Below are 13,932 nucleotides of genomic sequence, written 5' to 3' on the forward strand. Positions count from 1 at the left end.
ATAAAGTACCGAAGTGCCTGATTCCACACTGCCAAGAAAAGCCTCTAGCGAGGTGAGAGGTGCCCGTACCGCAAACCGACACAGGTAGGCGAGGAGAGAATCCTAAGGTGCGCGGGAGAACTCTCGTTAAGGAACTCGGCAAAATGACCCCGTAACTTCGGGAGAAGGGGTGCTCCCTCGGGTGAATAGCCCAGGGGAGCCGCAGTGAAAAGGCCCAAGCGACTGTTTATCAAAAACACAGGTCTCTGCGAAGCCGTAAGGCGAAGTATAGGGGCTGACACCTGCCCGGTGCTGGAAGGTTAAGGGGAGCGCTTAGCGCAAGCGAAGGTGCGAACCGAAGCCCCAGTAAACGGCGGCCGTAACTATAACGGTCCTAAGGTAGCGAAATTCCTTGTCGGGTAAGTTCCGACCCGCACGAAAGGTGTAACGACTTGGGCACTGTCTCAACGAGAGACCCGGTGAAATCATAGTACCTGTGAAGATGCAGGTTACCCGCGACAGGACGGAAAGACCCCGTGGAGCTTTACTGCAGCCTGATATTGAATGTTGGTGCGACATGTACAGCATAGGTGGGAGACTGAGAAGCCTGGACGCCAGTCTAGGTGGAGTCGCCGTTGGGATACCACCCTTGTCGTACTGAGATTCTAACCCGCACCCCTGATCGGGGTGGGAGACAGTGTCAGGTGGGCAGTTTGACTGGGGCGGTCGCCTCCCAAAGCGTAACGGAGGCGCCCAAAGGTTCCCTCAGAATGGTTGGAAATCATTCGAAGAGTGTAAAGGCAGAAGGGAGCTTGACTGCGAGACCTACAAGTCGAGCAGGGACGAAAGTCGGGCTTAGTGATCCGGTGGTTCCGAATGGAAGGGCCATCGCTCAACGGATAAAAGCTACCCCGGGGATAACAGGCTTATCTCCCCCAAGAGTCCACATCGACGGGGAGGTTTGGCACCTCGATGTCGGCTCATCGCATCCTGGGGCTGTAGTCGGTCCCAAGGGTTGGGCTGTTCGCCCATTAAAGCGGTACGCGAGCTGGGTTCAGAACGTCGTGAGACAGTTCGGTCCCTATCCGTCGCGGGCGTAGGAAATTTGAGAGGAGCTGTCCTTAGTACGAGAGGACCGGGATGGACGCACCGCTGGTGTACCAGTTGTTCCGCCAGGAGCACAGCTGGGTAGCTATGTGCGGAAGGGATAAGCGCTGAAAGCATCTAAGCGTGAAGCCCCCCTCAAGATGAGATTTCCCATCGCGTCAAGCGAGTAAGATCCCTTGAAGATGACAAGGTAGATAGGTCCGAGGTGGAAGCGTGGCGACACGTGCAGCTGACGGATACTAATCGATCGAGGACTTAACTAAGCACACAAGAAAAGCGTAGAACGGTCCTTGGCGAAGCCAAGGAAACGTCCGACGGAGCCGAGAGCTTTTGACGAAGACGTGCTTGCACGTCGAACGGAAAAAGCGAAGGCGTAGGAGGATGTTAGTTCGAAGCTAGACATCACGAAAAGCGAAGGCGACTGTTCTGTTATCTAGTTTTGAAGGAATCATCCTTCACGCCCAAAAAGGCGAAACGAAAAAGCATGTTTGCTCGGTGACGATGGCGGAGAGGTCACACCCGTTCCCATCCCGAACACGGAAGTTAAGCTCTCCAGCGCCGATGGTAGTTGGCGGGACACCGCCTGCGAGAGTAGGACGTTGCCGGGCGGACATAGCAAGTTAGAGGGCATCTCCGTTTTGTTCTCTAACTTTTTTTGTCCATGTATTTGCGTTTAACGCTTTTACAATCCTCTCCCCCATAGTTAAAGAGCTAACCGATATAGGTTAGCTCATTTTTTATTTAATGTCCACCTTCCTTTTTATATGATCAGGGATGAGACGATGAAGATGAACAAATAGCAGTCCGTTCTCGTACACAGCTTCCACTTTTTCTCCTACAGGAAAGGGAAGTTGTATCTCTCGTTCAAAAGGTTCTTGTGTAATTCCTTCTTCAATTAGTTCAAAGCCTTCAAACTGCAATTGAACATTTGCTTTAATTTCTAATGTATTATAATGAATGTACACTTCTGCATCGTGTACATGTGCTAACCCTGGGATCGCTGCGACGACAAGTAGCTCATTATCACGACGATACATATTGATGCCTGATGAATAGGAAGAAAAGGAATTTGATGAGTTCCAAAATGGATGAGTAAAAAAGGCTTCCCATTGCTTTGTCCAATCCATAAGCTTCTCCCCTTTCTCTTTTTCTTTTTACTATATGGTGAAAAAGATGAAATGGTGATTTTTAAGTAAAAACCGAACATTAATTATTTTGTGTGTAAAAATGTTCGATTTTATGTTGACATGATTGAAAAACGACTGGTAAGATGAAGATAAATGAATACGTTGTTGAACCCTCATATAATTTTGGGGATATGGCCCAAAAGTCTCTACCCAATAACCGTAAATTATTGGACTATGAGGGAAAGGATCTTATTGGCTTTTTTCACCCAATGGGAGAAATGTGTCCAGAACGATGCTTTCCCTTATGGTCGAGGGGCGTTGTTCTGGATTTTTTTCTGATTATAAAAAGAGGTGAGTACGGATGCAGCCACTTGTAGCTGTCATTATGGGAAGTCAATCAGATTGGGAAACGATGCGTCATGCATGTGATATATTAGAAGAATTGCATATTCCGTTTGAAAAAAAAGTTGTTTCAGCTCACCGTACACCGGACTTTATGTTTACGTATGCTGAAACAGCTGAAGAGCGCGGCATTAAAGTCATTATCGCTGGAGCAGGGGGAGCTGCTCATTTGCCAGGAATGGTAGCAGCTAAAACAACGTTGCCTGTTATTGGTGTTCCGGTTATGTCTAAAACGCTAAATGGTCTTGATTCGTTACTATCTATTGTCCAAATGCCCGGAGGAGTGCCAGTAGCGACAGTGGCTATCGGAAAAGCAGGTGCCGTCAATGCGGCATTGCTTGCAGTATCGATTCTCGGAACGCACGATCCGGCGTACATGGATGCATTGCGGATGCGGCGTGAAGCGATTCGAAAACAAGTGATGGAAAGTAGTGATCAGCTTGATTAAAACGATTGTCCCGGGGCAAACGATTGGTATTATTGGCGGAGGACAACTAGGAAGAATGATGGCGATCGCTGCAAAAGAGATGGGGTTTTTCGTAGCGGTTCTTGATCCTACTCCGCAATCGCCTTGTGCTCAAGTGGCTGACATTGAAATTGTCGCTTCGTATAGCGATGAAGAAGCGTTACGTCATTTAGCCGAAGTGAGCGATGTTGTGACATATGAGTTTGAAAATATTGATGCTGATGCGTTGAAACGATTAGTAGAGAAGGGATATGTGCCGCAAGGAAGCGAGCTGCTTTCTATTACACAGCATCGTTGGAAAGAAAAACGGGCAGTTCAGTCTGCCGGGTTGCCTGTTGCCCCTTATCGTCTCATACTGGAAGAAGAGCAATTGGAACGGGCGATTGAGGAGATCGGCATTCCGGCTGTATTGAAAACATGTCGTGGAGGGTATGATGGAAAAGGGCAAGTGGTCATTCGTTGTTTAGATGATATTCACGAGGCGCGCTCGCTGCTCGCTTACGGTGAATGTGTATTGGAAGCATGGGTTCCATTTGTGAAAGAGTTATCTATTATCGTTGTGCGTAGCGTTTCTGGTGAAATAGAGCTGTTTCCTGTTGTCGAGAACATTCATCGCGACAATATTTTGCATCAAACGATTGCCCCAGCCCAAGTTAGCCAGAAAACCATTGCGCAGGCGGAGATGTATGCTCGACGATTAGCGGAAACTTTTCAACTTGTCGGCACACTAGCTATTGAAATGTTTTTAACAGAAGATGGGCAGTTATATGTCAATGAACTTGCCCCTAGACCACACAACTCAGGTCATTATACAATAAACGGTTGTATCACATCGCAATTTCAACAACATATTCGCGCCATTTGTAATTGGCCGCTTGGCAGTACGGAGTTGCTCAAACCTACAATTATGGTCAACATTTTAGGAGAACATGTGGATGCAGTCATTCAAAACATCGCCCAATTTCGTGACGCCCACGTCCACTTTTATGGAAAAAAGGAAGCGAAGCTGAAGCGAAAGATGGGACATGTGACATGGTTAGCTGATGATGTCGATGCGATCCAACGAAAAATAGATGAATTTGCGATTTGGACAGATCGGAGGATGAACGTATGATTGAACGTTACACACGACCAGAAATGGGTGCAATCTGGACGGAAGAAAACCGTTTTCGTGCTTGGCTAGAAGTCGAAATTTTAGCATGTGAAGCATGGGCCGAGTTAGGTGTTATCCCGAAAGAAGATGTTGAAAAAATTCGTCAAAACGCCTCATTCGATATCGCGCGCATTAAAGAAATCGAAGAAGAGACGCGCCATGATGTTGTTGCCTTTACGCGCGCGGTATCAGAAACGCTAGGAGAAGAACGAAAATGGGTACATTACGGCCTTACGTCTACGGATGTGGTTGATACAGCATTATCATACTTATTAAAACAAGCAAATGAAATTTTATTGCGTGACTTAGAGAACTTTATTGCTGTATTAAAAGAAAAAGCGATTGAGCATAAATATACGGTCATGATGGGACGAACGCATGGTGTTCATGCTGAGCCAACGACATTTGGATTAAAATTGGCGCTTTGGTATGCCGAAATGGAGCGAAATTTAGAACGTTTCAAGCAAGCAGCCGAAACGGTACGCGTTGGAAAAATTTCTGGTGCTGTTGGTACGTATGCCAATATCGATCCGTTTGTTGAGCAGTACGTATGTGAAAAACTTGGCTTACAGCCTGCGCCTATTTCGACGCAAACGTTACAGCGTGATCGTCATGCCCACTATATGGCGACGCTCGCTTTAATTGCAACATCGATTGAAAAATTTGCTGTTGAAATTCGTGGATTACAAAAAAGTGAAACACGGGAAGTAGAGGAGTTTTTCGCTAAGGGACAAAAAGGTTCGTCTGCGATGCCGCATAAACGGAATCCGATCGGTTCAGAAAATATGACAGGAATGGCTCGCGTCATTCGTGGGTATATGTTAACGGCGTATGAAAATGTACCGCTTTGGCATGAGCGTGACATTTCACATTCGTCAGCGGAGCGCATTATTTTACCGGATGCAACGATCGCTTTAGACTACATGCTCAACCGCTTTACAAATATCGTGAAAAACTTGACCGTATTCCCAGAAAATATGAAGAAGAATATGGATCGCACGCTCGGACTTATTTATTCACAACGCGTATTGCTAGCGCTTATTGACACAGGTATGACGCGTGAGGAAGCGTATGATCTTGTACAACCAAAGGCGATGGAAGCATGGGAAAAACAAGTGTCGTTCCGCTCGTTAATTGAAGCAGACGAAGTAATTACAAGTCGTTTAACGAAGGATCAAATTGCTGATTGCTTTGACTACAACTATCACTTAAAGCATGTCGACACGATTTTCGAGCGACTTGGCTTGCAGTAGGTAAGGCGCCGTCCTTACCTTTACACGAAAATTTCCTAATATTCTGTATAACTGGGGGAGAGAACATGGAAAAGCAACACCTTCTGTATGAAGGAAAGGCGAAGAAAGTGTATGCGACGAACGAAGAGGGTGTATTATGGATTGAATATAAAGATGAGGCAACTGCATTTAACGGTGAAAAAAAAGCAAAGATTAGCGGAAAAGGACGATTAAATAACGAAATTACGAGTTTACTATTTTCCTTGTTGCATGAAGCAGGTGTAAATAATCATTTTATCCGTAAAATATCCGATACAGAACAGCTTGTGCGTCAAGTGACGATCATACCCCTTGAAGTCGTTGTCCGCAATATTGTCGCCGGGAGTTTGTCGAAGCGTACTGGTCTTGAGGAAGGAACGGTACTTGAAAAACCACTTGTAGAATTTTACTACAAAAATGACGATTTAGGCGATCCCCTATTAACGGAAGATCATATCGCTTTGTTACAGCTCGCCACTCATGATGAGCTTTTGCACATGAAACAGACGGCGTTACGCATTAACGACATTTTAACTTCCTTATTTCGTTCATGTGACTTACAGCTTGTCGACTTCAAATTAGAGTTTGGAAAAGATGAAACGGGAGCGGTATTGTTGGCGGATGAAATTTCCCCAGATACGTGTCGATTATGGGATGTACACACGAAAGAAAAATTTGACAAAGATGTATTTCGTCGTGATTTAGGCGACTTAACAGAAACATATACGAAACTTTTACAACGATTAGGAGGATTATCATGTACAAAGTAAAAGTGTATGTCACATTGCGTGAAAATGTATTAGATCCACAAGGAAATGCTGTAAAAGGAGCGCTTCATAGCTTAAGTTATCATGAGGTGCAAGATGTGCGTATTGGAAAGTTCATGGAGTTAACGGTAGAAAAAAGTGACCGCGACATAGATGCACTCGTGAAAGATATGTGTGAAAAGTTGTTGGCGAATACGGTCATTGAAGATTATCGCTATGAAATTGAGGAGGTCGTCGTTCAGTGAAATTTGCGGTCATTGTATTTCCGGGTTCCAACTGTGATGTCGACATGTATCATGCGATTGCAGATGAATTAAGGGAAGATGTTGAATACGTTTGGCATGATGTAGAAAGTTTAGATGAGTTTGATGCTATTCTTTTGCCAGGTGGTTTTTCATACGGGGATTATTTACGATCTGGAGCGATTGCGCGCTTTTCCAACGTCATGAAAGCGATAAAAAAAGCAGCAGACGAAGGGAAACCGATTTTAGGTGTATGTAACGGATTTCAAATTTTACTAGAAGCGGGGCTTCTCCCGGGGGCGATGCGACGCAACAATACGTTAACGTTTATTTGCCGTCCGGTGAAGCTTCGTGTCGAAAATAACGAAACGATGTTTACATCGCAATACGAGCAAGGAGAAGTGCTTACAATCCCCATTGCGCACGGAGAAGGAAACTATTATTGTGATGAACAAACGTTACAACAGCTTATCGCTAATAACCAAATTGTTTTTCGTTATGAGGGAGAAAATCCAAACGGTAGTTTATTCAACATTGCAGGCATCGTGAACGAAAAAGGGAACGTACTTGGTATGATGCCACACCCTGAGCGAGCTGTTCATGAGTTGCTTGGAGGGGCAGACGGTTTAAAACTGTTTCAATCAATTGTGACATATTGGAGGGACGCACATGTCGTTATTACTTGAGCCAAGTCCAACAATGATTAAAGAACAGAAGATGTATCGTGATATGGGATTAACAGATGAAGAGTTTGCGATGATTGAGCGTATTCTTGGACGTTTGCCTAATTATACAGAAACGGGCATTTTTTCTGTCATGTGGTCAGAACATTGTAGCTATAAAAATTCGAAACCTGTATTAAAAAAGTTTCCGACTGAAGGGAGACATGTGCTCCAAGGACCAGGAGAAGGCGCTGGTATTGTCGATATTGGAGATGGATTAGCGGTAGCATTTAAAATTGAAAGTCATAACCACCCATCTGCGATTGAGCCGTATCAAGGGGCTGCCACAGGTGTTGGGGGAATTATTCGCGATGTCTTCTCGATGGGGGCAAGACCAATTGCGTTATTAAACTCGCTTCGCTTTGGCGAATTAACGTCACCGCGCGTGAAATATTTATTTGAGCGCGTCGTCGCAGGGATTGCGGGATATGGAAATTGTGTCGGTATTCCGACTGTTGGTGGTGAAGTGCAATTTGATGCGGCATACGAAGGAAACCCGCTTGTAAATGCGATGTGCGTCGGGGTGATTCGACATGAAGATATTCAAAAAGGAATCGCGGCAGGCGTTGGAAATACGGTCATGTATGTCGGGGCGAAAACGGGGCGTGACGGCATTCATGGAGCAACGTTTGCATCGGAAGAATTAACGGAACAATCTGAACAAAAACGTCCAGCTGTTCAAGTCGGAGATCCATTTATGGAAAAATTGCTTCTTGAAGCTTGTTTAGAGGTCATTCATTCCGATGCGCTTGTTGGGATGCAAGATATGGGGGCGGCCGGCTTAACAAGCTCATCGGCGGAAATGGCGAGCAAGGCAGGCTCTGGGATCGAACTGAATTTAGATCTTGTACCACAACGCGAAACAGGAATGACACCGTATGAAATGATGTTGTCTGAGTCGCAAGAGCGCATGCTTCTTGTTGTTCAGAAGGGTCGTGAACAAGAAATTATAGATGTATTTGCTAAATACGGGCTCGAGGCGAAAGCGATTGGTCGCGTAACAAATGATCAAATGTTACGTTTGTATCACCGCGGGGAAGTCGTTGCCGAAATTCCGGTTGATGCGCTTGCCAAAGATGCCCCTGTATATCATAAGCCGTCGCAAGAACCAGCATATTATCGTGAGTTTCAAACGATTGAGTACGTACCGACGATTAACGATTATGAAGAAACGTTGCTTGCATTATTAAGTCAGCCAACGATTGCAAGTAAAGAATGGGTGTATGAACAATACGATTATATGGTGCGAACAAATACGGTTGTTGCTCCAGGGTCTGATGCAGCTGTTTTACGCATTCGTGGCACAAATAAAGCGCTGGCGATGACAACCGATTGTAATTCTCGCTACGTATATTTAGATCCAGAAGTCGGTGGGAAAATTGCGATCGCAGAAGCAGCACGCAACATCGTATGTTCCGGTGCTCAGCCACTTGCCGTTACCGATTGTTTGAATTTTGGAAATCCGGAAAAACCAGAAATTTTTTGGCAACTTGAAAAAGCGGTAGAAGGAATGAGCGAAGCGTGTCGTGTACTAGAAACACCAGTCATTAGCGGAAATGTATCGCTTTATAATGAAACGAACGGCGAAGCCATTTATCCGACACCAATTGTCGGCATGGTCGGTGTCATTGAACATATTAGTCATATTACGACACAAGCATTTAAACAACCTGGCGACTTGATTTATGTCATTGGGGAAGCTAAGCAAGAATTTGGTGGGAGCGAGCTACAAAAATGGCTAACAGGTCGCATTTTTGGAAAAGCGCCAACGATTGATTTACATGTGGAAGCAGAGCGACAACAACAGCTTCTCACCGCGATTCGAGCTGGAGTAGTAGCATCAGCGCATGACATATCGGAAGGTGGCTTGGCGATTGCACTTGCGGAATGTCTAATGACCGCACAAGGTTTAGGTGCACGTGTGACAATTCAAGGTGATGTCGTTTCAGAACTATTTAGTGAAACACAATCACGCTTTATCGTTTCTGTAAAAAAGGAACATCGTCAAGCGTTTGAACAGCTCGTTCAAGCGATATGTATTGGGGAAGTGACGAACGATGAAATGCTTCATGTGGTGAATGAGGATACGAGTATCATCCACGTTCCAGTAGAAACAATGCGAAACGTATGGAAAGGAGCTATTCCATGCTTGCTGAAATCAAAGGATTAAATGAAGAATGCGGAATTTTTGGCATTTGGGGACATGAGGAAGCAGCGACGTTGACATATTACGGACTGCATAGTTTACAACATCGTGGTCAAGAAGGAGCAGGAATTGTTGTCGGAGGCAACGGAACGTTACAATTTCATAAGGGGCTTGGTTTAGTCACAGAAGTGTTTAGTCGCGGTGAACTAGAACAATTAACGGGCATGGCTGCGATCGGCCACGTCCGTTACTCAACTGCCGGCGGAGGCGGGTATGCGAATGTTCAACCGCTTTTGTTCCGTTCCCAAGGCGGCAGTTTAGCGCTTGCACATAACGGAAATTTAGTAAATGCCGATGAGTTGCGCTTTCGTTTAGAACAACAAGGAAGTATTTTTCAAACGACTTCTGATACGGAAGTGCTTGCTCATTTAATTAAGCGTAGTGGCGAACCGATTTTAAAAGAACGGATTAAAGAAGCGTTGTCGCATTTACGTGGCGCTTTTGCCTTTTTAATTTTAACGGAAACAGAAATGTATATCGCTCTTGATCCACATGGATTTCGCCCTTTATCGCTTGGGCGTTTAGGCGAGGCGTACGTTGTAGCGTCGGAAACGTGTGCGTTTGATGTCATTGGTGCCACATATGAGCGAGAAGTGGAGCCGGGAGAGCTCATTATGATTAATAAACAAGGCATTCGTTCTGAGCGTTTCGCCCCTAAAGTTCCCCGCTCGATTTGCAGTATGGAATATATTTATTTCGCTCGCCCGGATAGCAACGTTGATGGCATTAACATTCATACAGCACGAAAAAATTTAGGAAAACAGTTAGCCGTTGAAGCCCCTGTTGCAGCGGATGTGGTGACAGGTGTACCGGATTCAAGCATTTCAGTAGCGATCGGCTATGCGGAAGCGACAGGTATTCCGTACGAGTTGGGGCTAATTAAAAATCGGTATGTTGGACGGACGTTTATTCAACCATCGCAAGCACTTAGGGAACAAGGAGTAAAAATGAAATTGTCGCCTGTTCGAGGGGTCGTCGCTGGGAAGCGAGTCGTCATGGTTGATGACTCCATTGTGCGTGGAACGACGAGCAAGCGTATCGTACGCATGCTTCGAGAGGCAGGAGCAACAGAAGTGCATGTGCGCATTAGCTCCCCGCCGATTACGCACCCATGTTTTTATGGCATCGATACATCAACAAAAGAAGAGCTTATTGCGGCTAAACATACGATCGAACAAATTCGACAACTCATTGAAGCGGACTCTCTTGCTTTTTTAAGTCCAGAAGGGCTTTTGCAAGCGATTGGAAGACCAAACGATTCAGCAAACTGCGGGCAATGTTTAGCTTGCTTTACAGGACAATATCCGACGAAGATTGGAGGAGAGCATGTTGGCACATGTGTACAAACAAGCCGGTGTGAATATTGAAGCTGGATATGAAGCGGTAGAGCGGATGAAAAAACATGTCGCCAAAACTGCCCGAATCGGTGCACTTGGAAGCTTAGGTGGTTTTGGAGGAATGTTTGACCTCTCTTCGCTCGGGTATAAACAACCTGTCCTTGTATCTGGAACAGACGGTGTAGGGACGAAACTAATGCTTGCATTCGCTTTTGATCGGCACGATACGATCGGAATTGATTGCGTAGCGATGTGCGTAAACGATATTGTCGTACAAGGGGCAGAGCCGCTTTTCTTCCTTGACTACATCGCCTGTGGAAAAGCGGTGCCAGAAAAAATTGAGCACATTGTCAAAGGGATGGCCGACGGTTGTGTCGAAGCAGGCTGTGCGCTCATTGGCGGAGAGACAGCAGAAATGCCGGGCATGTACGGTGAAGATGAATATGATGTAGCTGGATTTGCGGTTGGAGTTGTTGAAAAAACGAAAGTAGTCACAGGGGATACGATTGTTCCAGGCGATGTGCTGATCGGTTTGGCTTCGAGCGGGCTTCATAGCAACGGCTATTCGCTTGTAAGAAAAATTATAAAAGATGCTCATTTACAGTTAAATCATATGTATGAACCGTTTTCTCGCTCGCTTGGCGAGGAGTTGTTAACGCCTACACGCATTTACGTTCGAGCGGTACTTGAAGCATTAAAACAATTTCGTGTGAAAGGGATGGCACATATTACAGGGGGCGGTTTTATCGAAAACATTCCGCGTATGTTGCCAAAAGGATTACAAGCCGAAATAGACTACGGTTCATGGCCGATTCCGCCGATTTTTAACTTTTTACAGCAACATGGACAGCTACAACGAACGGAAATGTTTAATATTTTTAATATGGGAATCGGTTTTGTATTAGCTGTCGATAGCGATGTTGTGCCAGACGTTGTGCAGTTGCTTGAATCGTGTGGAGAAGAGGCGTACATTATCGGTCGGGTAAAAGAAGGAGTAGGTGTATCGTTTGCTGGGGGAAAAATCGAATGAAGCGGGTAGCTATTTTTGCTTCAGGAAGCGGCACGAATTTTCAAGCGATTGTTGATGCCGTAAAAAAAGGAGATATTCAAGCCGAAGTGGCGCTTCTTGTATGTGATCGACCGCAAGCGAAAGTGATTGAACGAGCGATGCGTGAACACGTGCCGATATTTGTTTTTAACCCTAAACAATATGAAACGAAACAACAATTTGAACGTGAGATTTTACAACAACTACAACAAAAAGAAATCGACTTAGTTGTTCTTGCTGGTTATATGCGGCTTATCGGTCCAACGCTTTTACAGGCATATCCGAACAGAATTGTAAACATTCATCCCTCTCTTCTGCCGGCGTTTCCAGGAAAAGATGCGATTGGCCAAGCGTATCGCTACGGTGTGAAAGTGACAGGGGTTACAGTGCATTACGTTGATGAAGGAATGGATACGGGACCAATTATTGCGCAACGGGCACTATATATTGATGACGGAGAACCATTAGAAAGCGTTGAGCGCCGCATTCATGAAATTGAACATGTGTTGTATCCGCAAGTCATTCAACAATTGTTGACGGAGAAAGGGAGTACAAAGAATGAAAAGACGAGCAATTATTAGCGTGTCAAATAAAAAAGGAATTGTCACATTCGCCAAGCAACTAGCTGAGCTTGGAGTGGAAATCATTTCAACAGGTGGCACGAAGCGTGTATTAGCAGAACACGGAATTCCTGTGACAAGCATTTCTGATGTGACAAACTTCCCAGAAATTTTAGACGGACGGGTCAAAACATTGCACCCAAATATTCACGGTGGACTGTTAGCTGTGCGAGATGACGAAACACATAAACAGCAACTGCAAGAGCATGGCATCACGCCGATCGATTTTGTCGTTGTTAATTTATATCCATTTCAAGAAACGATTGCAAAGCCAAGCGTGACGTTGATGGAAGCGATTGAACAGATCGATATTGGCGGTCCGACCATGCTTAGAGCGGCGGCGAAAAATCATGCTTACGTCACAGCTGTTGTCGATCCTGCCGATTATGATGTAGTCATTGAACAGTTAAAACAATATGGCGAAGTATTGCTTGAGACGAGACGGGCGTTAGCTGCAAAAGTATTTCGCCATACTGCAGCGTATGATGCGATGATTGCACAATATTTGACAAACGTCGTTGGAGAAACGTATCCGGAAACGATGACGATGACGTTTGTGAAGAAACAATCGTTACGATATGGTGAAAATCCACATCAAACGGCTGCATTTTACGAAAAACCGCTCAGTTTACCATTTTCTATTACAAAAGCGAAGCAATTACATGGAAAAGAACTGTCTTACAACAATATTAACGATGCCAATGCAGCTTTACAAATTGTAGGGGAATTCACTGAACCAGCGGCGGTAGCGGTGAAACATATGAATCCGTGTGGAGTCGGCGTTGGCAAGACGATCGCTGAAGCGTTTCAAAAAGCTTACGAAGCCGACCCAACGTCCATTTTTGGCGGCATCGTGGCGCTTAATCGTGAAGTTGACGAACAAACGGCTGCGAAATTACATGACATTTTTTTAGAAATTGTCATCGCCCCTTCATTTACAGAACAAGCGCTAGAAATTTTAAAGAGAAAGAAAAGCATTCGTCTGTTAACGGTCGATTTTGAAGCAGAGCGGAAAAAAGAACCATTTGTCGTATCGGTACGTGGGGGACTACTTGTTCAAGACGAAGACACGTATACAATTGATGATGCGAACATTCAAGTTGTGACTGAAAGACAGCCGACAGAAGAAGAATGGTCGAATTTAACGTTCGCTTGGCGTGTGGTGAAGCATGTCAAATCGAATGCGATTGTACTCGCGAAAAACGGGATGACGATTGGTGTCGGCGCTGGACAAATGAATCGTGTTGGAGCTGCTCGCATTGCGATTGAACAGGCGGGAGAGAAAGCGAAAGGAGCGGTATTAGCTTCCGACGCCTTTTTCCCGATGAGCGATACAGTTGAAGTGGCTGCTCAAGCGGGAGTCACAGCCATTATTCAACCGGGCGGTTCGATTCGCGATGAAGATTCGATTCAAAAAGCTAATGAATATGGAATGGCCATGGTATTTACAGGCGTTCGCCATTTTAAACATTAAGGGGGAAGCAA

The 13,932-nt window shown here is 45.2% G+C and carries 12 protein-coding genes, 2 rRNA genes and 1 riboswitch (1 of these 15 only partly in view); of the genes, 13 read left to right on the top strand and 1 reads right to left on the bottom strand.

Annotated features, from left to right (window positions below; all coding sequences use genetic code 11):
• Together NST18_RS01235 and rrf are read left to right on the top strand one after the other, a co-directional pair.
• A 23S ribosomal RNA gene (locus tag NST18_RS01235) occupies positions 1 to 1,349 on the top strand (it extends 1,577 nt beyond the left edge of the window).
• 228 nt (positions 1,350 to 1,577) lie between these two features.
• A 5S ribosomal RNA gene (rrf, locus tag NST18_RS01240) occupies positions 1,578 to 1,694 on the top strand.
• Positions 1,695 to 1,823: 129 nt separating this feature from the next.
• On the opposite strand, the gene NST18_RS01245 is transcribed toward rrf, so the two are convergent.
• Positions 1,824 to 2,213 (bottom strand): Hsp20/alpha crystallin family protein, encoded by a 390-nt coding sequence (locus tag NST18_RS01245; RefSeq protein WP_004888764.1) that lies wholly within the window; start codon positions 2,211 to 2,213, stop codon positions 1,824 to 1,826.
• A 153-nt stretch (positions 2,214 to 2,366) separates the two neighbouring features.
• Positions 2,367 to 2,468, top strand: a riboswitch (purine riboswitch).
• Positions 2,469 to 2,574: 106 nt separating this feature from the next.
• Here NST18_RS01245 and purE point away from each other — a divergent pair.
• The 11 genes from purE to purH all read left to right on the top strand — a co-directional run bounded on the left by purE (position 2,575) and on the right by purH (position 13,921).
• Entirely contained in the window at positions 2,575 to 3,063 is a 489-nt protein-coding gene (purE, locus tag NST18_RS01250) for a 5-(carboxyamino)imidazole ribonucleotide mutase (protein WP_004888765.1), read from the top strand.
• A complete protein-coding gene (purK, locus tag NST18_RS01255) occupies positions 3,047 to 4,195 on the top strand; it encodes a 5-(carboxyamino)imidazole ribonucleotide synthase (RefSeq protein ID WP_004888766.1) in 1,149 nt (382 codons plus the stop codon). Before purE ends, purK begins: the two co-directional genes overlap by 17 nt.
• Positions 4,192 to 5,487, top strand: coding sequence for an adenylosuccinate lyase (purB, locus tag NST18_RS01260; protein ID WP_064221414.1), 1,296 nt, complete (start codon positions 4,192 to 4,194; stop codon positions 5,485 to 5,487). The genes purK and purB overlap by 4 nt, the downstream gene beginning before the upstream one ends.
• 65 nt (positions 5,488 to 5,552) lie before the next feature.
• Entirely contained in the window at positions 5,553 to 6,275 is a 723-nt protein-coding gene (purC, locus tag NST18_RS01265) for a phosphoribosylaminoimidazolesuccinocarboxamide synthase (protein WP_004888768.1), read from the top strand.
• Positions 6,263 to 6,517 carry a phosphoribosylformylglycinamidine synthase subunit PurS gene (gene purS, locus NST18_RS01270; RefSeq protein WP_003398656.1) on the top strand — a complete coding sequence of 85 codons (255 nt, stop codon included), beginning with the start codon at positions 6,263 to 6,265 and terminating at the stop codon, positions 6,515 to 6,517. The genes purC and purS overlap by 13 nt, the downstream gene beginning before the upstream one ends.
• Positions 6,514 to 7,200 carry a phosphoribosylformylglycinamidine synthase subunit PurQ gene (gene purQ, locus NST18_RS01275; RefSeq protein ID WP_004888769.1) on the top strand — a complete coding sequence of 229 codons (687 nt, stop codon included), beginning with the start codon at positions 6,514 to 6,516 and terminating at the stop codon, positions 7,198 to 7,200. Before purS ends, purQ begins: the two co-directional genes overlap by 4 nt.
• Complete coding sequence (purL, locus tag NST18_RS01280; protein ID WP_340721136.1) at positions 7,184 to 9,406, top strand: phosphoribosylformylglycinamidine synthase subunit PurL; 2,223 nt, start codon at positions 7,184 to 7,186, stop codon at positions 9,404 to 9,406. Before purQ ends, purL begins: the two co-directional genes overlap by 17 nt.
• On the top strand, positions 9,382 to 10,809 hold the full coding sequence (purF, locus tag NST18_RS01285; protein ID WP_192948600.1) for an amidophosphoribosyltransferase: 1,428 nt from the start codon (positions 9,382 to 9,384) through the stop codon (positions 10,807 to 10,809). Before purL ends, purF begins: the two co-directional genes overlap by 25 nt.
• Positions 10,772 to 11,809 (top strand): phosphoribosylformylglycinamidine cyclo-ligase, encoded by a 1,038-nt coding sequence (gene purM / locus NST18_RS01290; protein ID WP_192948599.1) that lies wholly within the window; start codon positions 10,772 to 10,774, stop codon positions 11,807 to 11,809. Before purF ends, purM begins: the two co-directional genes overlap by 38 nt.
• Positions 11,806 to 12,408: a phosphoribosylglycinamide formyltransferase gene (gene purN / locus NST18_RS01295; protein ID WP_192948598.1), complete on the top strand. Its 603-nt coding sequence runs from the start codon at positions 11,806 to 11,808 to the stop codon at positions 12,406 to 12,408. The genes purM and purN overlap by 4 nt, the downstream gene beginning before the upstream one ends.
• Positions 12,386 to 13,921, top strand: coding sequence for a bifunctional phosphoribosylaminoimidazolecarboxamide formyltransferase/IMP cyclohydrolase (purH, locus tag NST18_RS01300; RefSeq protein WP_340721138.1), 1,536 nt, complete (start codon positions 12,386 to 12,388; stop codon positions 13,919 to 13,921). The genes purN and purH overlap by 23 nt, the downstream gene beginning before the upstream one ends.
• The last annotated feature ends 11 nt before the right edge of the window (positions 13,922 to 13,932 follow it).

Origin of the sequence: Anoxybacillus sp. FSL W8-0104, assembly GCF_038004465.1 — a bacterium.
GTDB classification, from domain to species: Bacteria; Bacillota; Bacilli; order Bacillales; family Anoxybacillaceae; genus Anoxybacillus; species Anoxybacillus flavithermus_G.